The 21,979-nt window shown below is 62.9% G+C and carries 16 protein-coding genes; 8 read left to right on the top strand and 8 right to left on the bottom strand.

Features of this window, described 5'->3' with window-relative positions:
- Nucleotides 1-10 precede the first annotated feature (10 nt).
- Nucleotides 11-835, bottom strand: a complete 825-nt coding sequence (locus tag PPGU16_RS21805; RefSeq protein WP_180724852.1) for an IclR family transcriptional regulator — start codon at nucleotides 833-835, stop codon at nucleotides 11-13.
- 398 nt (nucleotides 836-1,233) lie between these two features.
- On the opposite strand from PPGU16_RS21805, the gene pcaF reads away from it, so the two are divergent.
- Entirely contained in the window at nucleotides 1,234-2,436 is a 1,203-nt protein-coding gene (gene pcaF / locus PPGU16_RS21800) for a 3-oxoadipyl-CoA thiolase (RefSeq protein WP_180724851.1), read from the top strand.
- A 732-nt stretch (nucleotides 2,437-3,168) separates the two neighbouring features.
- Here pcaF and PPGU16_RS21795 read toward each other — a convergent pair.
- The 3 genes from PPGU16_RS21795 to PPGU16_RS21785 all read right to left on the bottom strand — a co-directional run bounded on the left by PPGU16_RS21795 (nucleotide 3,169) and on the right by PPGU16_RS21785 (nucleotide 5,642).
- The gene (locus tag PPGU16_RS21795; protein WP_180720102.1) at nucleotides 3,169-4,308 is read right to left on the bottom strand and encodes an IS481 family transposase; all 1,140 of its coding nucleotides are present in this window, start codon (nucleotides 4,306-4,308) and stop codon (nucleotides 3,169-3,171) included.
- A 285-nt stretch (nucleotides 4,309-4,593) separates the two neighbouring features.
- Complete coding sequence (locus PPGU16_RS21790; RefSeq protein WP_180724849.1) at nucleotides 4,594-4,980, bottom strand: DUF2917 domain-containing protein; 387 nt, start codon at nucleotides 4,978-4,980, stop codon at nucleotides 4,594-4,596.
- A gap of 296 nt (nucleotides 4,981-5,276) precedes the next feature.
- Complete coding sequence (locus PPGU16_RS21785) at nucleotides 5,277-5,642, bottom strand: putative quinol monooxygenase (protein WP_180724846.1); 366 nt, start codon at nucleotides 5,640-5,642, stop codon at nucleotides 5,277-5,279.
- Between the two features lie 91 nt (nucleotides 5,643-5,733).
- On the opposite strand from PPGU16_RS21785, the gene PPGU16_RS21780 reads away from it, so the two are divergent.
- Nucleotides 5,734-6,705, top strand: coding sequence for a helix-turn-helix transcriptional regulator (locus tag PPGU16_RS21780; protein ID WP_180724844.1), 972 nt, complete (start codon nucleotides 5,734-5,736; stop codon nucleotides 6,703-6,705).
- A 19-nt stretch (nucleotides 6,706-6,724) separates the two neighbouring features.
- Here the strand turns inward: PPGU16_RS21780 and PPGU16_RS21775 are convergent, their stop codons facing one another.
- Nucleotides 6,725-8,674 (bottom strand): sigma-54-dependent Fis family transcriptional regulator, encoded by a 1,950-nt coding sequence (locus PPGU16_RS21775; RefSeq protein ID WP_180724842.1) that lies wholly within the window; start codon nucleotides 8,672-8,674, stop codon nucleotides 6,725-6,727.
- A gap of 450 nt (nucleotides 8,675-9,124) precedes the next feature.
- On the opposite strand from PPGU16_RS21775, the gene PPGU16_RS21770 reads away from it, so the two are divergent.
- From PPGU16_RS21770 to lipA, 5 genes are all read left to right on the top strand, one after another.
- Complete coding sequence (locus PPGU16_RS21770; RefSeq protein WP_180724841.1) at nucleotides 9,125-10,231, top strand: ATP-NAD kinase family protein; 1,107 nt, start codon at nucleotides 9,125-9,127, stop codon at nucleotides 10,229-10,231.
- 75 nt (nucleotides 10,232-10,306) lie between these two features.
- Entirely contained in the window at nucleotides 10,307-11,284 is a 978-nt protein-coding gene (locus PPGU16_RS21765) for a thiamine pyrophosphate-dependent dehydrogenase E1 component subunit alpha (RefSeq protein ID WP_180724839.1), read from the top strand.
- Between the two features lie 149 nt (nucleotides 11,285-11,433).
- Nucleotides 11,434-12,438: an alpha-ketoacid dehydrogenase subunit beta gene (locus PPGU16_RS21760; RefSeq protein WP_180724838.1), complete on the top strand. Its 1,005-nt coding sequence runs from the start codon at nucleotides 11,434-11,436 to the stop codon at nucleotides 12,436-12,438.
- A 15-nt stretch (nucleotides 12,439-12,453) separates the two neighbouring features.
- On the top strand, nucleotides 12,454-13,566 hold the full coding sequence (locus tag PPGU16_RS21755) for an acetoin dehydrogenase dihydrolipoyllysine-residue acetyltransferase subunit (RefSeq protein WP_180724837.1): 1,113 nt from the start codon (nucleotides 12,454-12,456) through the stop codon (nucleotides 13,564-13,566).
- 2 nt (nucleotides 13,567-13,568) lie between these two features.
- Nucleotides 13,569-14,543: a lipoyl synthase gene (lipA, locus tag PPGU16_RS21750; protein WP_180724835.1), complete on the top strand. Its 975-nt coding sequence runs from the start codon at nucleotides 13,569-13,571 to the stop codon at nucleotides 14,541-14,543.
- A gap of 785 nt (nucleotides 14,544-15,328) precedes the next feature.
- On the opposite strand, the gene PPGU16_RS21745 is transcribed toward lipA, so the two are convergent.
- Together PPGU16_RS21745 and PPGU16_RS21740 are read right to left on the bottom strand one after the other, a co-directional pair.
- The gene (locus PPGU16_RS21745) at nucleotides 15,329-16,795 is read right to left on the bottom strand and encodes an NAD-dependent succinate-semialdehyde dehydrogenase (RefSeq protein ID WP_180724833.1); all 1,467 of its coding nucleotides are present in this window, start codon (nucleotides 16,793-16,795) and stop codon (nucleotides 15,329-15,331) included.
- Nucleotides 16,796-17,608: 813 nt separating this feature from the next.
- Nucleotides 17,609-18,892 (bottom strand): 4-aminobutyrate--2-oxoglutarate transaminase, encoded by a 1,284-nt coding sequence (locus PPGU16_RS21740; protein WP_180724831.1) that lies wholly within the window; start codon nucleotides 18,890-18,892, stop codon nucleotides 17,609-17,611.
- Nucleotides 18,893-19,011: 119 nt separating this feature from the next.
- Between PPGU16_RS21740 and pdxR the strand changes: the two genes are divergently transcribed.
- Nucleotides 19,012-20,568 carry a MocR-like pyridoxine biosynthesis transcription factor PdxR gene (pdxR, locus tag PPGU16_RS21735; protein WP_180724829.1) on the top strand — a complete coding sequence of 519 codons (1,557 nt, stop codon included), beginning with the start codon at nucleotides 19,012-19,014 and terminating at the stop codon, nucleotides 20,566-20,568.
- A 16-nt stretch (nucleotides 20,569-20,584) separates the two neighbouring features.
- On the opposite strand, the gene PPGU16_RS21730 is transcribed toward pdxR, so the two are convergent.
- Nucleotides 20,585-21,421: a DMT family transporter gene (locus PPGU16_RS21730; RefSeq protein ID WP_180724827.1), complete on the bottom strand. Its 837-nt coding sequence runs from the start codon at nucleotides 21,419-21,421 to the stop codon at nucleotides 20,585-20,587.
- Nucleotides 21,422-21,979: the final 558 nt, after the last annotated feature.

Raw genomic sequence — 21,979 nt, 5'->3', positions numbered from 1 at the left:
TCGAGCGACGTCAGCCGCGCAACGCGACCATGTCCGACACCGATTGCGCGGCTTTCTGCAGCGGTTCGAGAAACGCCTTCACCATCTGCTTCGCGGAATTGCGCTGCGCATTACCGCTGATGTTCATCGCGGCGATGACCTGTCCGCGCCGGTTACGGATCGGCGCGGACAGCGAGATCAACCCGCCTTCCAGTTCCTGATCGACAACGGACCAGCCCTGGCTGCGCACCTGCGCGATCACCTTCTTCAGTTCATCCTTGTCGGTGATCGTGCGCGGCGTGTGCGCGACGATGGGCGACGCGTCGAGGGTCGCGTCGAGCGTCGCCGGGTCGAGCGCCGACAGCAGCACCCGGCCCATCGACGTGCAGTACGCCGGCAAGCGGCTACCGATCGACAGATTGATCGTCATGATCTTGTGCGTCGGCACGCGCAGCACATAGACGATCTCCGTGCGGTCGAGCACGGCGGCCGAACAGCTTTCGTGAACTTCCGCCGACAGTTCTTCCATGAACGGCTCGGCGAGATTCCAGAACGGCATCGAGGTCAGATAGGCGAAGCCGAGGTCGAGAATCTTCGGTGTCAGTCGAAACAGGCGGCCTTCCGCCTCGACATAGCCGAGCGTCTGCAGCGTCAGCAGAATGCGGCGCGCGCCCGCGCGCGTGAGGCCGGTCGCCGATGCGACGTCCGTCAGCGTCTGCTCGGGGCGCTCGGCGTTGAACGCGCGAATCACTGCGAGGCCGCGCGCGAACGACTGCACATACGAGTCGCCTGGTTTGTCCGGGGCGTCCGTCTCGTTGGCGGGGACGGCTTGTGACGCGGCAGGTACTTTGCTCATGGGACTATGTGAAATCGATGCGAAACGTCCGGACGTCGGGACGGGCGTTCGTTAGTCTGCAGAAAGCCGTGACGATAGCGCAAGCGCCAGGATTCGCCAACTTTACGGCTGAGGGCATGTGGCGGGGCGTGCCGGCCGTTCAGAAGCCCGGTGGGGCACGCATTCCTGCCGTTTCCGCCGCACTTTATTGCCGTTTTCGACGACCCACCCACCCGCCGGCGCGCTTGACAGTCTTTCCGCGCCCCGCCTATTATCGAACCTGAAATGTTCGATAGATGATCGTTTGTTCGAGTATAGAACAAATCTTGCTTTGTCGACACGTTTTTTGTGGCGCTGCCCAAGGCGCCGACGCTGGCGCCTTCACCGATACGCCGGCTAGCCATTACTGGAGACATCTCATGACGGAAGCTTTCCTGTGCGACGCGATTCGCACGCCGATTGGCCGCTACGCGGGTTCGCTGTCGTCGGTGCGCGCCGACGATCTGGGCGCCGTGCCGCTCAGGGCGCTGATGGAGCGCAACAAGGAAGTCGACTGGAGCGCGGTCGCCGACGTGATCTACGGCTGCGCGAACCAGGCGGGCGAAGATAACCGCAACGTCGCGCGCATGTCGCTGTTGCTGGCGGGCCTGCCGAAAGACGTGCCGGGTTCGACCGTGAACCGCCTGTGCGGCTCGGGCATGGATGCCGTTGGCATCGCGGCGCGCGCGATCAAATCGGGCGAGGCGGGGTTGATGATTGCGGGCGGCGTCGAAAGCATGAGCCGCGCGCCGTTCGTGATGGGCAAGGCGACGAGCGCGTTCTCGCGTCAGGCCGACATCTACGACACGACGATCGGCTGGCGCTTCGTCAACCCGCTGATGAAGCAACTGTACGGCGTCGATTCGATGCCGGAAACCGGCGAAAACGTCGCGACGGACTACAACATCAGCCGCGCCGACCAGGACGCGTTCGCGGTGCGCAGCCAGTTGAAGGCGGCACGCGCGCAGCAGGACGGCACGCTCGCGCAGGAAATCGTCTCCGTGACGATCCCGCAGAAGAAGGGCGATGCGATCGTCGTATCGAAGGACGAGCATCCGCGCGAAACGAGCATCGAGGCGCTCGCGAAGCTGAAGGGCGTCGTGCGTCCGGATGGCACGGTGACGGCGGGCAATGCATCGGGCGTCAACGATGGCGCGGCGGCATTGCTGCTGGCGAACGCCGAGACCGCGAAGCGTTTCGGCCTGACGCCGCGCGCACGCGTGCTCGGTATCGCGACGGCGGGTGTTGATCCGCGGGTGATGGGCATTGGTCCTGCGCCTGCGACGCAGAAGCTGTTGGCGCGTCTGAACATGAACATTGGGCAGTTTGATGTGATCGAGCTGAACGAGGCGTTCGCGTCGCAAGGTCTTGCTGTGCTGCGCGCGCTTGGTGTTGCTGATGATGATGCGCGCGTTAATCCGAACGGTGGTGCGATTGCGCTGGGGCATCCGCTTGGGATGAGCGGGGCTCGGCTCGTGACCACGGCGATGTATCAGTTGCAACGTACGCAAGGCCGGTTTGCGTTGTGCACGATGTGCATTGGGGTGGGGCAGGGGATTGCTATCGCGATTGAACGCGTCTGATCGATACGCGGTTGAATCGTTTGTCACGCGGCGCGTGAAGGCTCGTACTGGGTGCGGGCCTTTTTTTATGGGTTTGCTGGTTGTTGCGCTGGCATTCGCGTGATGTTATTGGTGCGTCAAGCGTTGCCCCTGTGCGGGGCGGCACCTACTTTTCTTTGCCGCCGCAAAGAAAAGTAGGCAAAAGAAAGCGGCTAACACCGCCAGTTCTTGTTCCTGCCTGAGGGCCCCCAAAGGTTCTTACACTTCACACGGCAACCATGTGACCCACGATAGTTGCCAGCGCTCTAGCGGTGCGCCTCACCCGCTTCACGCGCCCGCACTACAGCGCGCCGCGCCAGACAGTCCACGGCTGCCCAGGTGGCAAACTGTGTGTAGGCCGTAGCACCTCACACGCCTCACTTCGGACCGATAGCGCATGCGCCCCACCATGTAAGAGCGCCGGGTTATATGACGCGACAACCTACACACAGTTTGCCACCTAGGCGGCGCATACCATTCGCGATCGTTAGCCGTTGTACGGGCGTGCGAAGCGGGTGAGGCGTTCATTCGAAGCGTTGGCAACGGGTAGCAGCCTGGGCACTGCCGTGTGAAGCGTGGGGACGTTGGGGGCCCGTGGATAGGAACATGGGCAGGCGGTGTTAGCCGCTTTCTTTTGCCTACTTTTCTTTGCGGCGGTGTACAGACTGGAGACATGGTTGACACATGTACAGGGACATCGCTGACACATGATGGTCAGGGTTTTACTGTCTTCAGGTCAAGTTTTGCGACTCGCTGATGGGCAAACCAGAGCTCGATCACTCCGTCTTCGTTTTCGCTCGGGCGGGCTGCCACCTGCAGCCCCTTGAGCGCAATCGAGAGCTTCACTTTCTCGCCTCGCACGCGCACCACGCCGCTTGCATTGACCTGTAGCACTTCATCGCCGCAACCGTATTCGGGCTCGGGCAGCCGCTCCGGCATCCTGCGCAGGCTGCACGCGTAGCGGGTGACCGGCACCGCCATGTCCAGTGCCTCATGCGGACGCTCGGTGTTGTACACCTGCCGCCAGCGATCCAGTACCTGCTGCACGTGCGCGTGCGTGGTGAACGTGTGCCGCTCCAGCACTTCGGCCTTCAGCGAGCGGTGAAACCGTTCATCCTTGCCATTGGTCTGCGGGTGATACGGGCGGCTATAGCTCACCTGGATGCCCAGCCGGATCAGCCAGACCGCGAGCTCGGTGAGCTGCCCCGGCGCACTGGGCGAGCCCCACGGCGCGCCGTTGTCGGTGTTGATGCGCGATGGCAGCCCGTAGCAGCGAAACGCCCGCTCAAGCTCTGCCTGCACGATCCCGGTGGTGGTGCGCGCGCAGGCGCTCAGCACGATGTTGTAGCGCGAGTGGTCATCGATGACCGTCAGCGGCGCGCAGCGCCCGCTCTCCAGCGTCGGGAAGTCGCCCTTGAAGTCCATCTGCCACAACGAGTTCGGATGCTCGTGCTCGAAGCGTTGCCAGTGCTGGCGCTGGCGGGACGCCTGCTCGTCAATGAGCCCGTGGCGTCGCAGGATCTCGGTGATGGTGGCGGGCGCGGGAACCTCAATCTGGCCCAGATCGCGCAGGCGCCGTGCGATCTTGCGTCCGCCCCAGCCATGCTCGCGGCGCAGGTCCAGCACCAGTGCCTCGATGTGCTCCGGTGAGCGTGTGGGGCTGTGATGCGGGCGCCGGGAGCGGTCGGCCAGCCCCTTGCTACCCTCAGACTTGTGGCGGGCGAGCCACTTGTAGCCGGTCTGGCGGGTGATCTTGAATTTACGGCATAGCTCGCTGAACGGGAGCGCCTGTGTGGCGGCCTCGCAGACGAAGTCTTCGCGACGATTCATGGTGTCTTTTACATCCCAGGGCATGGTTGGAATCCGGGCGTTTGATTACCCGAAAGTGTCAGTCATGTCCCTGTACACCTGTCAGCGATGTCTCCAGTCTGTACACGGCGGCAAAGAAAAGTAGGTGCCGCCCCGCACAGGGGCAACGCTAGCGAACCAATAACAAAACGCGGATGCCAGCGAAAAGGCTAGCAACCCCGAACGCCAACGCCCCCGTGCAGGCATAACGCGGACGCCAGCGAAACACCAAGCAATCCAACGCAAAAATCAAAACCACCCCAGCCCCGCTTGCGCAGCAAAAAAAACCACTCACCGCGACCGAGGCGCAAAAATATCCGCCCCCAGCGAAGAACAGCGCTCGAGCAGGCGCGCAAGCCTGCCCTGCACCCTCACCGGATGCGTGGTCAACGAAAGACGTGCCGCCACATTGCCATCCGCGCTAATCCACACGCGCTCGCCGCGATGCAACCGAAACGTCTCTCCAATCTGCAACCAGTGGTCGTATGGCGACGCCGCGCGCGTCAACCACACCCGCGCGCCTTGCACGAGAAGTTCCGTGTTCGCGTCGACGCGCCACGACATCGTCGCGCCGGGTTGCACTTCAAAGTGGATGACGACTCTCGGCAACCGCTCTTCGTGCGAGCGCGGAAAGCAGAGTGATTCGTCATCGGTGAACTGCTGGCAAGCCTTGTCCATCATGCACTCCGTCAATTGAGCCAGAGACCGGAAGGCTTACCCAAAACAAAAGGCCCCTTCCGTTTCCGGCGGGGCCTTGGGATCGTTTTGCTGACTGCTGCAGATGCTAACGCACGCACGCTCCCATAGGCCCGCCGCGATGGCGTGCCATACGGTTTTTAATGACGTAGGCGTTGGTGATGAGTGTCAGCATGCGTTCGAGTTTGTCTTGACGTCGATGTGTTGTCAACCAGTTTTGTCGTACGTGTTGCCTCGTCATGGCATTGCCCTCTCACGGGAAACGAACGTTCGCGTGCTCATGCGCGCGCCTCGGCCAGTTCTTCGGCGTGGCCCGATTGCAGCGATTCAGGCGTCGCATCGCGCCGGTCTGCGCGCACCGTGTGCCATTGCGTCACTTCGCGCGGCCGCACGAGCAGATCGGCGAGCGCCTCGTGATATCTGCGACGGTAAGGCCTGTGAACCTGTTCATCGCTCGCGTCCTCACGGCTCTCCCACGTCTCATAGAGCATCAGCCGACACGGCGAATCAGGATCGCGATGCAGTACGGCCTCACGGAAATCGTGCTCGTCGCGCATTGCGTCGAGCACGCCGTCCAGCAGCGTCAGAAAGCGCTCGAGCTTGTCGGGTAACACCTGAAAACGGACTACGTAGGTCACGTGCATGCCGCACACTCCGGATGATCTTGGTCTATAACTACCTTTATACTCGTCAATAACTGACAACCCATGTCATGAATTAAAAGGAGCGCAAAAATTGGCGACGAGCCGACTCGTTTCGATGCTGTTGATGCTCCAGGTGAAAGGCCGTGTGACCGCGCAGGCGCTCGCCGACGAATTCAACGTGTCGATCCGCACCGTGTATCGCGATATCGACCAGCTGAGCGCGGCGGGCGTGCCCGTTTACGCGGATCGCGGGCCGGGCGGCGGCTTCGCCTTGCTCGATGGATATCGCGCGAAGTTGACAGGGATCACGCGGGCCGAAGCGGAAACGCTGTCGATCGCCGGGCTGACAGGCGCGGCGTCCGATCTCGGTCTGTCCGAGCAACTACGTGCCGCGCAGCTCAAGCTCGTGACCGCGCTGCCCGACGCCGCGCCCGATACGTCGCGCATTGGCTCGCGGCTGCATATCGATCCTGTCGGCTGGTATCAGCGGCCCTCGCCCACACCGTGGCTAACGATGCTTGCGGGCGCCGTGTGGGAACAGAAGCGTATCTCGATGCAATACCGCGCGTGGAACGCCAGCGGCGAAAACGAAGGCGTGCGCGTGCGCGATCCGCTCGGGCTGGTGCTAAAGGGCGGCGAATGGTATCTGGTCACGCGCGTGCGCACGCAGTTGCGCACCTACCGCGTGTCGAGCATCGCGCAGCTCACGGTGCACGACGAAACGTTTGAACGTCCGGAAGGTTTCGATCTGCGCGACGAATGGACGGCGGCCGTCGAGTCGTTCGAGACGAGCCTGCTCAAGCACACCGCGCGTTTGCGGCTGTCGCCGGAAGGGATGACGCGGCTTCACAGGCTCGGCGCGGCCGCCGTCGAACAGGCACAGATCTCGCCGCCTTCGGAGCAGGACGGCTGGCAGGAAGTGACCTTGCCCGTCGAGCAGCTCAGCTACGCGGCCGAGCAATTGCTCGGTTTAGCCGGTCATGTCGAAGTGCTCGATCCGCCGCAGTTGCGCGAGGGCCTGCGCAAGCTGGGCGAGCAGATTGCGACGCTCAACGCAGGTTGACTGTTACCGTTGAAACGCATCAACTCCGATGCGGTCCGACGATCCCCAGTTTCGCAATCCGTCGATACAGCGTCGCGCGCGACATGCCGAGCGCTTCGGCTGCCGCGTTCGGTCGCCAGTGGTGCTGCGTCAGCGCCTCGACAATGCGCGCCCGCTCATCGTCGAGGCTAGTGAGCGCAGGGCGCGGCGCGGCTTCGTCGGGCGCGAGTAACGCCGCCACATCGGGCGACACATGTCGCAATTCGACGCGCGTCGCATCGCACACCGCGCATGCGTAGCGCAGCACGTTGCGCAGTTGCCGGATATTGCCAGGCCACGAGAAACGCGACAGGCGTTCGGCGAGCCGCGCATCCAGAGTGAGCACGTGTCCCGCGCTTTGCGCTTCTTCATCGAACACCGCGTGCACGACGTCCAGCACATCGGCGCGCTCTCGCAGTGGCGGCATGTGCAGCGTCGCGCCGCTCAGCCGGTAAAACAGATCCTCTCGAAACGTGCCTTCATCGACCATGCGGGCGAGATCGCGGTGCGTCGCGCAGATCACGTCGATATCGACGCGCACGGGCGCATCGCCGCCCAGCGGCAGCACTTCGCCTTCGGCGAGCACACGCAACAGGCGCGTTTGCAGATTGAGCGGCATGTCGCCGATCTCATCGAGGAACAGCGTGCCGCCGTTCGCCTGCGCGATCTTGCCACGCGCGCCGCGGCTGCGCGCGCCCGTGAACGCGCCCGGCGCATAACCGAACAGCTCGCTTTCGATCAGCGAATCGGGGATCGCGCCGCAATTCACGGCGACGAACGGCTTGGTGCGCCGCGCGCCCGACGCGTGCAATGCCTGCGCGAACACTTCCTTGCCGACGCCCGTTTCGCCGAGAATCAGAATCGGCAGATGCTTGCCCGCGATGCGTAGCGCGACTTCCGCATTGCGCGCGATGCGCGAGTCGCGGCTGTGCAGGAAGCGGCTGATGGCGTCGAGGCTCGTATCGGCATGCACATCGAGCGACGCATGGACGGCGCTCGCGGAAGACACGACGGGCGCAACGCGCGAAGTGCGCTTCAACGGCGCGCGAATCCGCGCATAGAGCACGGCACCCGTGGCGCGCAGACGCAGCGGCACGATCGTATCGGTGCGCGCCACGTCGTGCAGATGCACGGCGGACGTATCGAAGATTTCGTCGACGTGACGCGGACCGCTCAGGCCCGCGATGCACTCCTGCGCCTTGCGGTTCGATGCTGCGATGTTGCCGCATTCGTCGAATGCGATCAGTACTTCCGGTTGCGCCTCGACGAAATTGCGGCTCTGGTGCCCGAAGATCACCCAATGCTGCGCCGTCTGATTGAGGAAGTAGCCGTCTTCGATCAGTGCCGCGCTCTGGCGCACCAGCTGAAACACGAGCCGCTGGCTGTCGCGGTTGTCGGGCGATTGCACGGCTGACGCATCGAGCACGCCGATGAGTTCGCCCGTCAGTGAGAAGATCGGCGATGCGCTGCAGGTGAGCGTCGTGAAGGCCGCGCGAAAGTGATCGGTCTTGTGCACGGTGATGGGCGCGAGATCCGTCAGCACGTTCGCGACTCCGCACGTGCCTTCCTCGCGTTCCGACCAGCACGAGCCGATGTAAAGACCTGCATGCTTGAAGTCGCCGCGCCGGTCGCGGTCGATGCGGTAGTCGATCGTGACGCCGTGCGCGTCGGTGAGCATCACGCAGTAGTCGGCCACGCGGATCATGTCGTGCAGACGCGTGAGGCACTGGCCCGACGCACGCAAAAAGGCTTCTTCCTTGCCTTGCACCTCGCGCAGTTCGGACGAGGTCAGCACGCGAGGCCCGATCACCGAACTAGGATCGAGCTGGTATTGCTCATACGAACGCTGCCACGACGACACGAGACGCGACGAATTGGCGGGCGCGGGCAGGCGTCCTTCGATGGCGCCGCGCACGCGGTCGACATGCTGGGTTTGAGAGACGTAAGGCATGGTCGGCTCCCGTCGATAACGGACGATACCGGTGGATGAATCGCGTTGATCCCGAGGGTGATGCCTTCTGCGGACCTTCTTGTAGCACATCCCGCCCGCGCAATCACACTGCATTGCAGCACGCGAGACGCCTGAGACGATCGTCTCACCCATGCGTGAGACACCAGTGAGACGTGCATCGTTCGATGCCGCAACGCATGCGCGCTACGTCACCGCGATCGCAACGCGGCGAAAGGCGCGATGTGCGTCATGTGCGCTGCGTCATGCGACGCCCGAGGCGCCTGCGACACGCACTGTCGATAGCCCGAAACCCTTTACGTATATGGCCTTGCGCGTGCTTCGCGGGTTTGTCGAACGATTGGCATAGCTGTTGCAGTAATGCCAATCACACGAAACGGCTTCGTGCGCGACACGCAAGCCGCTCTCGATAAACACAACGGAGACAACCCAGTGGCATCGCCCATCACCGTCGGCGTGATCGCGAACCCCGCGTCGGGTCGCGACATTCGCCGCCTCACGACGCACGCGTCCGTGTTCCCGACCGCCGAGAAAGCCAACATGGTCGTGCGTCTGATCGCGGGACTCGGCGCGCTCGGCGTCGATCGCGTGCTGACGTTGCGCGATCGCACGGGCGTCGCCGCGTTGCTGCTGCGCGCAATCGACACACACGCGGCGACGGGCACGGCAGAGCGCTGGCCTGAAGTCGAATTCATCGATCTGCCCATCACCGATAGCGTCGCCGATACGCACACGGGCACCGCGCATATGGTGCTCGAAGGCGTCGAGCTGATTGCCGTGCTCGGCGGCGACGGCACGCATCGCGCGGTGGCTGCGCATTGCGGCGGCGTGCCGCTGCTGACACTGTCGACGGGCACCAACAACGCGTTTCCCGACATGCGCGAAGCGACCGTCGCGGGCATGGCGGGTGCCCTGGTTGCGTCGGGCGTCGTACCGCCCAATGTCGCGTTGACGCGCAACAAACGGCTCGTCGTGCGATGTGTCGCGGGGCCGAATCGCGGACGCGAAGAGATCGCACTCGTCGATGTGTGCGTGAGCCGCCAGCGCTTCGTCGGCGCGCGGGCCGTGTCGGAGCCGTCGGATATCGAGTCCTTGTTTCTCACGTTCGCCGCGCCCGATGGCATCGGGCTGTCGTCGATAGGCGGCGCATGGGCGCCCGTCGAACGCACGGCGCCGCATGGCTTGCATCTCACGTTCGCGCTGCGCGACGAACATGGCGTTGCAAATGGCGACGGAGTTCCTATCTTTGCGCCCATCGCGCCTGGCCGCATCGATCACGTGACGATGCGCACCTGCGAGCGCTTCGAACTCGGCGACTGGCTGCCCATCGACGCACGCCACGGCACGCTCGCCTTCGACGGCGAGCGCGAGATCGAAATAGAGCGCGACGACCGTTACGAAATCTCGCTCGACTGGAGCGGCCCGTTGACCGTCGACGTGAGCCGCACGCTGCGTTTCTCGGCGTCGCGTCAGTTGATGCGCGAAATGGCGGGCGCTTCGATGCGAACGCTTATGCAAACACAGGCACACGCGAAGTAAAGGAAGTGTATTCAACCACGCGGAGCCCATCCGCACCCGTTGCTGTAACGATCGACATCACCAAGGAGACACACCATGTCAAATCAGTTGAGCAGGGAGAAACTGCTGGAAGCGTACCGGCTGATGCGCACCATTCGCGAGTTCGAAGAGCGCCTGCACGTCGAGTTCGCCACAGGCGAGATCCCCGGCTTCGTGCATCTGTATGCAGGCGAGGAAGCATCGGCCGTCGGCACGATGCTGCATCTGAACGACCGCGATTATGTAGCGACCACGCACCGTGGCCACGGCCACTGCATCGCGAAGGGCGTCGACGTGCACGGGATGATGGCCGAGATCTACGGCCGGCAGACGGGCGTGTGCAAGGGCAAGGGCGGCTCGATGCACATCGCCGATCTGTCGAAGGGCATGCTGGGTGCGAATGGGATCGTCGGCGCGGGCGGTCCGCTCGTGTGCGGCGCGGCGCTCGCGGCCAAGCTGAAGAAAACGGGCGGCGTGGGCGTGTGCTTCTTCGGCGACGGCGCGTCGAATCAGGGGACGATCTTCGAATCGATGAATCTCGCGAGCGTGTGGCGCTTGCCGGCCATCTTCGTCGCGGAGAACAACGGCTATGCGGAGGCGACGTCGTCGACGTGGTCCGTTGCGTCCGACAACATCGCGGACCGCGCGAGCGGCTTCGGCATGCCGGGCGTGATCGTCGACGGCTTCGATTTCTTTGCGGTCCATGAAGCGCTAGGCGAAGCGATCGATCGCGCGCGCGGCGGCGGTGGGCCGACGCTCGTCGAAGTGAAGCTGTCGCGTTACTTTGGTCACTTCGAAGGCGATGCGCAGACGTATCGCGCGCCGGGTGAAGTGCAGAAGCTGCGCGACGAGAAGGATTGCCTGAAGCGCTTCGCAGAGCGTGTGGTGCGCGCGGAGATGCTGACGTCCAACGATCTGAGCAAGATCGATGCGGATGTGAAAACGCTGATCGACGATTCTGTCCTGAAGGCGAAAGCCGCGCCGCTGCCGACGGAAGCGGATCTGCTGACTGACGTCTACGTGTCGTATCCGTAATTCAACCAGTTTTATTCCAGGCAACCGCAGCTTCGCTGCATGGGACGAGAGTAAGGCGCTAAAGCGCCAACTCGCGTCGACCGCAGCTTCGCTGCATGGGATCGGAGTAAGGCGCTAAAGCGCCAACTCCGATCGACAGGAGACAAGACATGGCACGCAAGATCACATACTCTCAGGCAATCAACGAAGCACTGAGTCAGGAAATGGCACGCGACGAAAGCGTCATCGTGATGGGTGAAGACAACGCGGGCGGCGCGGGCTCGCCGGGCGAACAGGACGCATGGGGCGGTGTGCTCGGCGTCACGAAAGGGCTCTTTCACAAGTATCCGGGCCGCGTGCTCGACACGCCGATTTCGGAAGGCGGCTTCATCGGCGCAGCGGTCGGCGCGGCGGCAGCGGGCATGCGCCCTGTCGCGGAACTGATGTTCATCGACTTCATGGGCGTGTGCTTCGATCAGATCTTCAATCAGGCCGCGAAATTCCGCTACATGTTCGGCGGCAATGCCGTCACACCCGTCGTGATTCGCACGATGCAGGGCGCGGGCTTGCGCGCCGCCGCGCAGCACTCGCAGATGTTGACCTCGCTGTTTACGCATGTACCGGGGCTGAAGGTGGTGTGCCCCTCGACGCCGTACGACGCGAAGGGCCTGATGATCCAGGCGATCCGCGAAAACGATCCCGTCATCTTCTGCGAGCACAAGCTGCTGTACACCCGCGAAGGCGACGTGCCCGAAGAGCTGTACGCGATTCCGTTCGGCGAAGCGAACGTAGTGCGCGAAGGCGATGACGTGACCATCGTCACGTATGGCCGCATGGTGCACTACGCCACGGACGCCGCCGACCGGCTCGCGAAAGAAGGCATCAAGGCCGAAGTGATCGATCTGCGCACCACGTCGCCGCTCGATGAAGAGACGATTCTGGAAAGCCTGGAGCGCACGGGCCGTCTGGTCGTCGTCGACGAAGCGAATCCGCGCTGCTCGGTCGCCACCGATATCGCCGCGCTCGCCGCGCAGAAGGCCTTCCATTCGCTGAAGGCGCCGGTGGAAATCGTCACCGCGCCGCATACGCCCGCGCCTTTCTCGGGCGTGCTGGAGGACCTGTATATCCCGTCGGCGGACAAGATTGCCGCAGCCGTCAAAGCAACGCGACACTGAGCGAGGAACTGAGCAATGTCGATTCACATGATCACGATGCCCAAGTGGGGCCTGTCGATGCAGCAGGGGCAGGTCAACGGCTGGTTGAAGTCGATTGGCGACACGGTGGCGAAGGGCGACGAAGTGCTCGACGTCGAAAGCGACAAGATTGCTTCGGGTGTGGAGTGCGCGTTCAACGGCACGTTGCGTCGCCAGGTCGCGCAGGAGGGCGACACGCTGCCCGTCGGCGCGCTGCTCGGCGTGGTCGCGGATGAGCAGGAGGCGGATGCCGACATCGATGCAGCCGTCGAAGCGTTCCAGCGCGATTTCGTGCCGCTCGCCGAAGACTCCGCCGATGCAGGCCCGCAGCCGGAGAAAGCGCAGATCGGCGGGCGCACCATTCGGTATCTGAAGATCGGCGACGGCGGCACGCCCGCCGTGCTGATCCACGGTTTCGGCGGCGATCTGAACAACTGGCTGTTCAATCACGCCGACCTCGCCGCGCATCGCACGGTGTATGCGCTGGACCTGCCGGGGCATGGCGAATCGACGAAAGCGGTGGAGTCGGGCAGCGCCGATGAGCTGGCCGATAGCGTGATCGCGTTTCTTGACGATCGCGGTATCGAACGTGCGCATTTCGTCGGGCATTCGATGGGCAGTCTCGTCGCGATGACGGTCGCAGCGAAAGCGCCGCAGCGTGTGGCGTCGCTTTCGCTGATCGCGGGGGCGGGTCTTGGCAATGAGATCAACCGCGAGTACATCGACGGATTCGTGTCGGGCAACAGCCGCAATACGCTGAAGCCGCATCTGACGAAACTGTTCGCCGACGGTTCTCTCGTCACGCGGCAACTGGTCGAGGATATCGTCAAGTACAAGCGGCTCGAAGGGGTGGGCGAGACCTTGCAGAAGATCGCGGCGTCGGCGTTCAAGGATGGCGCGCAGCAGCGTAGCTATCGCGATCGTCTCGACAGGCTCGCGCCGCGCACGCTGGTGATCTGGGGCGAGCTCGACCAGATCATTCCTGCGAGCCACGCGCAAGGGCTGCCCGGCGATATCCGCGTGCATGTGCTGCCGGGCAAGGGGCATATGGTGCAGATGGAGTCGGCATCGGAGGTGAACCGCCTGCTCAACGACTTCTTCGGAGCCTGACGATGGCAGCCGCGCCGCAGATGTCTACCCACGACAGCGTTACCGCGCTGGGGCAGCACGGCTTGAGGAGCCGTGACAAACTCGCGCGCATTCCCGTGAAGGTCGTGCCACCGGAGCCGGGCGGCGCGCTGCCGAAGCCTGCATGGCTGCGCGCAAGGCCGATGATGAGCGAGACGGTGGCGGGCATGGCGTCGATACTGCGCGAGCATCGTCTGCATTCGGTGTGCGAGGAAGCGATGTGCCCGAATATCGGCGAATGCTTCGCGCAGCGCACGGCGACGTTCATGATCATGGGCGGCATCTGCACGCGGCGTTGTGCGTTTTGCGATGTCGCGCATGGAAGGCCGCTGCCGCTCGACGATGAAGAACCGGCGCGGCTGGCTGACGCCGTCGCTGCGTTGGGGCTGCGGTATGTGGTGATTACATCGGTGGATCGCGATGATCTGCGCGACGGTGGCGCGGCGCATTTTGCGCGTTGTGTTGCGTTGCTGCGTGAGCGCGTGCCGGGGATACGCGTCGAGGTGTTGACGCCGGATTTCCGGGGGCGTGTCGAGCGGGCGCTCGATGCGTTGTCGGCGGCGTGGCCGGATGTGTTCAATCACAACGTCGAAACGGTGCCTTCGCTGTATCGCGCGGCACGGGCGGGCGCGGATTATCGTGGGTCTTTGATGTTGCTTCGGCGGGTGAAGGAGGCGAATGCTTCAGTGGTCACTAAATCCGGCTTGATGGTGGGGCTCGGGGAAAGTGATGATGAACTTCTGGAGACGATGCGGGATATTCGTGCGCATGGCGTTGATGTGCTCACGATCGGGCAGTATCTCGCGCCTTCCAGGTTTCATATGGCTGTTAAGCGCTATGTCGTGCCGGAGACTTTTTCTGCTTTCAGAGAGGAGGGGTTGAAGATGGGGTTTCGTGAGGTGGTGTCGGGGCCGCTGGTGCGGTCTTCTTATCATGCGGGGGATACTGTTCTTGCTTGATTCTGTGGCTGGCATCCGCGTGATGTTATTGTTTTGGGTTCTTATGTCTGCGACGCTGGTTTGGTTGTTTTGGCGTTTGTGCTGGCATCCGCTTGATGTTATTGGTTCGCTAGCGTTGCCCCTGTGCGGGGCGGCACCTACTTTTCTTTGCCGCCGCAAAGAAAAGTAGGCAAAAGAAAGCGGCTCACACCGCCAGCCCATGTTCCTATCCACGGGCCCCCAACGTCCCCATGCTTCATTCGGCAGAGCCCTTGGCTGGTACCCGTTGCCAACGCTTCGAATGAACGCCTCACCCGCTTCGAATACCCTACTTGGGCCAGCGGCAGCGAATGGTATGCGCCGCCCAGGTGGCAAACGGTGTGTAGGTTGTCGCGTCGTATAACCTGGCGCTCTTACAGGGTGGAACGTGTGTGCTATTGGTCCGGAGTGAGGCGTGTGGAGTACCTGTGCCGACACACAGTTTGCCACCTGGGCGGCCGTGGACTATCTGGCACCGCGTGCTGTAGTGCGGGAGCGTGAAGCGGGTGAGGCGCGCCGCAAGAGCGCTGGCAACGGACGTGGGTCACGTGGTTGCCGTGTGAAGCGTAGGAACCTTTGGGGGCCCTCAGGCAAGAAGAAATGTTGGCGGTGTGAGCCGCTTTCTTTTGCCTACTTTTCTTTGCGGCGGCAAAGAAAAGTAGGTGCCGCCCCGCACAGGGGCGACGCTAGCAGACCAATAACATCACGCGGATGCCAGCGACACTGGCCGAAGACCAAAAACCAAAAAGCGTCGCAGACGAAAAAAATCAAACCCCGCCAATACACATGTACTTGATCACGACATACTCATCAATGCCGTAATGCGAGCCTTCACGCCCAAGCCCTGACTGCTTGACCCCACCAAACGGCGCCACTTCATTCGAGATCGCACCGGTGTTGATCCCAACCATACCGAACTCGAGCGCTTCGGCAACGCGCCAGATACGACCGATATCGCGGCTATAGAAATACGACGCCAGCCCGAATTCCGTGCTGTTCGCCATCTCGACCACTTCCGCATCCGACGAGAAGCGGAACAGCGGCGCGAGCGGACCGAAGGTTTCGTCGCGCGCGACCTTCATGTCCGGCGTGACATCGGCGAGCACGGTCGGCTCGAAGAAGCCGTGACCGAGCGCATGACGCTTGCCACCCGTGACGACGCGCGCGCCCTTGCCGAGTGCATCCTCGATATGCGACTCGACCTTGAGCACGGCCGCCTCGTTGATGAGCGGGCCTTGCTGCACGCCTTGTTCGGTGCCGAAGCCGACCTTGAGCTTCGTCACGGCTGCGGCGAGTTTTTCGGCGAACGCATCGTAGACGCTGTCATGCACGTAGAAGCGGTTGGTGCAGACGCAGGTCTGACCGCTGTTGCGGTACTTCGAAGCAATGGCGCCTTCGACGGCCGCGTCGAGATCGGCGTCATCGAACACGATGAACGGCGCGTTGCCGCCCAGTTCCAGCGACACCTTCTTGACGGTCGGCGCGCACTGCGCCATCAGCAGACGTCCCACTGCCGTTGAGCCCGTGAACGACAGTTTGCGCACGGTTGCGTTGCTGGTCATTTCGCCGCCGATCGGTTTCGGATCGCCGGTGACGACGCTGAAGATGCCGGCGGGCACGCCAGCGCGCTCGGCGAGTACGGCGAGCGCGAGCGCGGAGAGCGGCGTCGCTTCAGCGGGCTTGACGACGATCGGGCAGCCTGCGGCGAGGGCGGGTCCGACCTTGCGGGTGATCATCGCAGCGGGGAAGTTCCACGGTGTGATGGCGGCGCAGACGCCGACCGGTTCCTTCGTGACGACGATGCGTTTGTCGTTCGCGACGGTGGGGATCGTATCGCCGTAGACGCGCTTGGCTTCTTCGCCGAACCATTCGAGGAAGGAGGCGGCGTAGCCGATTTCGCCTTTTGCTTCGGCGAGCGGTTTGCCTTGTTCCGTGGTCAGGATTAACGCCAGGTCATCGGCGTTCGCGAGCATCAAGTCGTTCCACTTGCGGAGGATTTCTGCGCGTTGTTTGCCGGTTTTTGCCTTCCAGGCGGGCCATGCCTTGTTTGCCGCTTCGATGGCGCGGCGGGTTTCTTGTGTGCCCATTCGCGGCACTTGTGCGATCAGTTCGCCTGTTGCCGGGTTCAGGATCTCGAAGGTTTCTTTGTTTTCGGCATCCTGCCACTCGCCATTGATGTATGCATTGCTTTGCAGCAGGGAAGGGTCTTTTAGTTTGCTACGCAAGTCAGTCATTTTCACTCGTCCTTTTGGGTTCTTATGTCTGCGACGCTGGTTTGGTTGTTCTGGCGTTTGTGCTGGCATCCGCATTTTGTTACTGGTGCTTCAAACGTTGCCCCTGTGCGGGGCGGCACCTACTTTTCTTTGCCGCCGCAAAGAAAAGTAGGCAAAAGAAAGCGGCTAACACCGCCAACATTTCTTCCCGCCTGAGGGCCCCCAAAGGGTCTTACACTTCACACGGCAACCACGTGACCCACGCTCGTTGCCAGCGCTCTTGCAGTGCGCCTCACCCGCTTCATGCCCCAGCGTCGCGGCACACCGTGCCAGACAGTCCACCGCCGCCCAGGTGGCAAACTGTGTGCAGGCCGTAGTACCTCACACGCCTCACTTCGGACCGATAGCGCATGCGCCCCACCATGTAAGAGCGCCGGGTTATATGACGCGACAACCTACACACCGTTTGCCACCTGGGCGGCGCATACCATTCGCGGCCGTTAGCCGTTGTACGGGCGTGCGAAGCGGGTGAGGCTAACACTCAGAACGTTGGCAACCAACGTTAGATCAGCGCGATGCCGTGCGAAGCGTAAGACCCTGTGGGGGCCCTCAGGCGAATACAAGAACTGGCGGTGTGAGCCGCTTTCTTTTGCCTACTTTTCTTTGCGGCGGCAAAGAAAAGTAGGTGCCGCCCCGCACAGGGGCAACGCTAGCGAACCAACAACAAAACGCGGATGCCAGCGCAAACACAAAAACACCGCACAGCGTCGCAGACAAACAAAACACAAACAAACCCGGCGACTTCAAAAAAAGCCGCCGCAGGCAAAAAAAAGATCAGGCCGTCACGCCCACAGTCTCCTTCAGCACTTCTTCGAGAATCGAAAGCGCCTCATCAAAGACAGAATCCTGAACAGTCAGCGGGAACAAGAACCGAACAACGTTCGAATAAACACCACACACGAGCAGCAACAACCCACGCTCCAGAGCCCGCGTCTGCACGCGCTTGGTGAAATCAGCATCCGCATCGGAAGTACCGGGCTTGCAGAACTCGACGGCGACCATGCCGCCAGGACCCCGCACATCGGCGATCTGCGGCACTTCCGACTGCAGCGCAGTCAAGCGCGACTTCAGCTTGTCGCCAAGCAGAACAGCTCGCTCGCAGAGCTTCTCTTCATCGATGATATCGAGCACGGCAAGCGCCGAAGCCACCGCCAACGGATTACCCGCATACGTGCCACCCAGCCCGCCGGGCGCAGCGGCATCCATCACATCCGCGCGACCAACGACGCCCGACAGCGGCATGCCACCCGCCAGGCTCTTGGCCATCGTCATCAGATCAGGCACGACGTCGTAGTGATGCATCGCGAACAGCTTGCCCGTACGCGCAAACCCCGTTTGCACTTCATCGGCGATCAGCAGGATGCCGTGCTCGTTGCACAGCTTGCGCAGCGCGCGCACGAATTCGGCAGGCGCCGGATAGAAACCGCCTTCGCCTTGCACCGGCTCGAAAATGATCGCCGCGACGCGCTTCGGATCGATGTCGGCCTTGAACAGAAACTCGATCGCCTTCAACGAGTCCGCCGTCGTCACACCGTGCAGCGGATTCGGGAACGGTGCGTGGAACACGTCAGCCGGGAACGGGCCGAAGTTCAGCTTGTACGGCGCAACCTTGCCCGTCAGCGCCATGCCCATCATCGTGCGGCCATGGAAGCCGCCCGTGAACGCGATCACGCCCGGACGGCCCGTCGCGGCACGCGCGATCTTGATCGCGTTTTCAACAGCCTCGGCGCCCGTCGTGAAGAACGCCGTCTTCTTCGGATAGTCGCCCGGCGCACGCTGGTTGATCTTCTCGGCCAGCTCGACATACGACGCGTACGGCACGATCTGATAAGCCGTGTGCGTGAAGTTGTCCAGTTGCGCGCGCACAGCCTCGACGATCTTCGGATGACGATGACCCGTGTTGCACACCGCGATGCCCGCCGCGAAATCGATGTAGCGGCGGCCCTCGACGTCCCACAACTCCGCATTCTCGGCGCGCGCAGCGTAGAAATCGCACATCACGCCCACGCCGCGCGGGGTGGCGGCGTCCTTGCGGCTCTTCAGTTCAGCATTCTTCACGGAGATCTCCTGTTCGGGTTTGTTCAGGCGCTCGCGTCCTTCGCGGCACATGCTGCGACTATAATCAGATTTGGCTCTAAATTTCAGAGCCATTTTGGTAAAAAATCAGGAGCCAATTCATGCGCGCGAGTGTTTTGTCCGACTGGCTGGCCCAGCGTCTGGACCGCGGCAGCGGCCAGCCTATCTATCGCCAGCTGCATCGGCTGCTGCAACAGGCCATCCTGACGCGTGAACTGCCCGCTGGCAGCAAGGTGCCGTCGTCACGCCTGCTCGCCAACGAGCTCGGCATCGCGCGCAACACCGTCACCCAGGTCTACGAGCAGCTCGCGCTGGAGGGCTACGTGACATCTGCGACGGGGCGCGGCACGTTCGTCGCCGATACGTCGCCGGATGAAATCGTCGGATCGCCAGACGGACAGACTGCGCCTGTTTCGGCGTCCGTGCAGCAGTTGCAGCAGGCGTTGCCGTTGCCGCATTCGAAATCCGCTCTGCACGCGCAACAGCCCGCCGCGCGCGCGCTGTCGCAGCGCGGCGCGCGGCTGATTGCGGGCGCGGGCGTGTCGAAGCGGCAGTGGGGCGCGTTCATGCCGGGCGTGCCGGACGTCACGCGCTTTCCGGCGCGCGCCTGGAGCCGCTTGCACAACAAGTACTGGCGGCGTCTGCGGCCCGATCTGCTGACCTACGCGCCTGGCGGCGGCCTGTCATTGCTGCGCCACGCGCTGGCGGACTATCTGCGCACGTCGCGCTCGGTGCGCTGCACGCCCGAGCAGATCATCATCACGACGGGCATCCATCAATCCGTCGATCTGGCCGTGCGCCTGCTGTCCGATCCCGGCGACGTCATCTGGACGGAAGACCCGTGCTATTGGGGCGTGCGCAGCGTGATGCACGTGTCGGGCCTCAAATCGCGCCCGATCGCCGTCGACGACGAAGGCATCAACCCGTCACCCGACGATCTCGCGCATCCGCCGAAGCTGATTCTCGTCACGCCGTCGCATCAGTACCCGCTCGGGATGGTGATGAGCCTCGCGCGCCGGCGGATGCTGCTCGAATACGCGCGGCAGAACCAGTGCTGGATCATTGAGGACGACTACGACAGCGAGTACCGCTACGGCAGCCGGCCGCTCGCGTCGCTGCAAGGGCTCGATACGGCGGGGCAGGTGATCTATGTCGGCAGCTTTGGCAAGACGCTGTTTCCGGGGCTGCGGATCGGCTATCTGGTCGTGCCCGAGGCGCTGGCCGAGAGCTTCGCGACGGCCAGCGCCGAGCTGTATCGGGAAGGTCAGTTGCTGCAGCAGGCGATGCTCGCGGAGTTCATCGCCGAAGGGCATTTCACGTCGCACATCCGCAAGATGCGCACGCTGTATGGTCAGCGCCGCTCGACCTTGCTCGATGCCGCGGCACGGCGTTATGGCGATGCGTTGCCGGCTGTCGGCGGCGATGCGGGCCTGCATCTCGTGATGCAGCTACCCGAAGGCACGGACGATCGCGCCGTGGCGGCGGCTGCGCTCGAACGCAATATCGTCGTGCGTCCGTTGTCGGGGTATTACGCGCAACCGTCGCGCGCGCAGTCGGGGTTGCTGATCGGCTATGCGTGCGTGCCCGACGAGGAGATCGCGCCCGCGTTCGACACACTCGCCGATGCGATCGACGCGACGTTACCGCTGTTCGCGTGATCGACGCGCACTGACGTTAGAAGCGTATCAGCACGGCGCCGAGCGTGACGAGCGTGCAGGCGAACACGCGGCGCGCGGTCAGCTTTTCGTGCATGAACGAGAAGCCGATCAGCACCGCGAAAATCGAGCTGAGTTCGCGCAGCGCGGACACCATGGCGATGGGCAGAAAGCGATACGCCTCGATGATGAGGCAATACGCGACCAACGCGATCACGCCTGACAGCATGCCTTTCAACACCGTTTCGCGCGACGTGAAGAGTCCTTTTGCGCCGCCGCGCCAATGCCACACGAGCAGGAACTGCGGCACGTTCCACAGCAGATAGACCCACATGATGTAGCTGAGACCATTGCCCGCGACGCGCGCGCCGATTCCGTCGACGACGGAGTATGCCGAGATGAAAAGACCCGTGAGCAAAGCGTAGGGCACGCTTTCGCCGGAGAAGCGCATGTTGCGGCGAAACGCGAGCGAGACGATGCCGAGCGACACCAGCGCGACGCCTGTTGCTGCGAGTGGTTTGAGGGTTTCGTGCGCGAACACGAGCGCGCCGGCGAACACCAGCATGGGCGAGAGCCCGCGCGCGATCGGATAGATCTGCCCGAAGTCACCGCTGCGGTAGGCACGCACGAGCGCGAGGCAATAGCCGAATTCCAGCACGACCGATGCAGCTATGTAGGGCCATGCGGCGGGCGCGGGAATGGGCAGGACGATGACGCCGATGGCGCTCACGGCGAGGTAGGGGATCGACATCATGCCGAGGAGCCAGATGCGGTCTTCGGCGAGACGCAGGAAGGCGTTCCAGCTCGCGTGGAGCATGGCGGATGCTAGAACTAGCAGGACGATGAAGGATTCCATCCAGGGTTTTGTTTCAGGCTAAAGCCGGTATTATTCCGTAGATGTGGTTTTTTGTGTTGATGTGAGGGGGTTTGTGTGGTTTTTGTCTGCGACGCCAGGTGGTTTGCTTGGGTTTGCGCGGGCATCCGCGTTCTGCCTTCGTGCTTCAAGCGTTGCCCCTGTGCGGGGCGGCACCTACTTTTCTTTGCCGCCGCAAAGAAAAGTAGGCAAAAGAAAGCGGCTAACACCGCCAGCCCGTGTTCCTGTCCACGGGCCCCCAACGTCCCCATCCTTCACGCGGCAGTGCACTTGTTCGCGTTCGTTGCCAACGCTCTCAACGTGCGCCTCACCCGCTTCGAATACCCACGCAAAGGCCAGCGGCAGCGAATGGTCTATGCCGCCCAGGTGGCAAACTGTGTGTAGGTTATCGCGTCGTATAGGGCAGCGCTTTTACAGGGTGGAACGCGTGCGCTATTGGTCCGGAGTGAGGCGGGTGGAGTACCTTGGCCTACACACAGTTTGCCACCTGGGCGGGTGTGGACTGTCTGGCACGGCGTGCTGTAGTGCGGGAGCGTGCAG

It is taken from the genome of Paraburkholderia largidicola (assembly GCF_013426895.1).
In the GTDB taxonomy this organism is placed as follows: domain Bacteria; phylum Pseudomonadota; class Gammaproteobacteria; order Burkholderiales; family Burkholderiaceae; genus Paraburkholderia; species Paraburkholderia largidicola.
This window is presented reverse-complemented; position numbering and strand designations above follow the sequence as displayed.

Coding starts and splice junctions, on each gene's coding strand:
- PPGU16_RS21805 (WP_180724852.1), bottom strand. CDS start 835: ATGAGCAAAGTACCTGCCGCGTCACAAGCCGTCCCCGCCAACGAGACG.
- pcaF (WP_180724851.1), top strand. CDS start 1,234: ATGACGGAAGCTTTCCTGTGCGACGCGATTCGCACGCCGATTGGCCGC.
- PPGU16_RS21795 (WP_180720102.1), bottom strand. CDS start 4,308: ATGCCCTGGGATGTAAAAGACACCATGAATCGTCGCGAAGACTTCGTC.
- PPGU16_RS21790 (WP_180724849.1), bottom strand. CDS start 4,980: ATGGACAAGGCTTGCCAGCAGTTCACCGATGACGAATCACTCTGCTTT.
- PPGU16_RS21785 (WP_180724846.1), bottom strand. CDS start 5,642: ATGCACGTGACCTACGTAGTCCGTTTTCAGGTGTTACCCGACAAGCTC.
- PPGU16_RS21775 (WP_180724842.1), bottom strand. CDS start 8,674: ATGCCTTACGTCTCTCAAACCCAGCATGTCGACCGCGTGCGCGGCGCC.
- PPGU16_RS21765 (WP_180724839.1), top strand. CDS start 10,307: ATGTCAAATCAGTTGAGCAGGGAGAAACTGCTGGAAGCGTACCGGCTG.
- PPGU16_RS21760 (WP_180724838.1), top strand. CDS start 11,434: ATGGCACGCAAGATCACATACTCTCAGGCAATCAACGAAGCACTGAGT.
- PPGU16_RS21755 (WP_180724837.1), top strand. CDS start 12,454: ATGTCGATTCACATGATCACGATGCCCAAGTGGGGCCTGTCGATGCAG.
- lipA (WP_180724835.1), top strand. CDS start 13,569: ATGGCAGCCGCGCCGCAGATGTCTACCCACGACAGCGTTACCGCGCTG.
- PPGU16_RS21745 (WP_180724833.1), bottom strand. CDS start 16,795: ATGACTGACTTGCGTAGCAAACTAAAAGACCCTTCCCTGCTGCAAAGC.
- pdxR (WP_180724829.1), top strand. CDS start 19,012: ATGCGCGCGAGTGTTTTGTCCGACTGGCTGGCCCAGCGTCTGGACCGC.
- PPGU16_RS21730 (WP_180724827.1), bottom strand. CDS start 21,421: ATGGAATCCTTCATCGTCCTGCTAGTTCTAGCATCCGCCATGCTCCAC.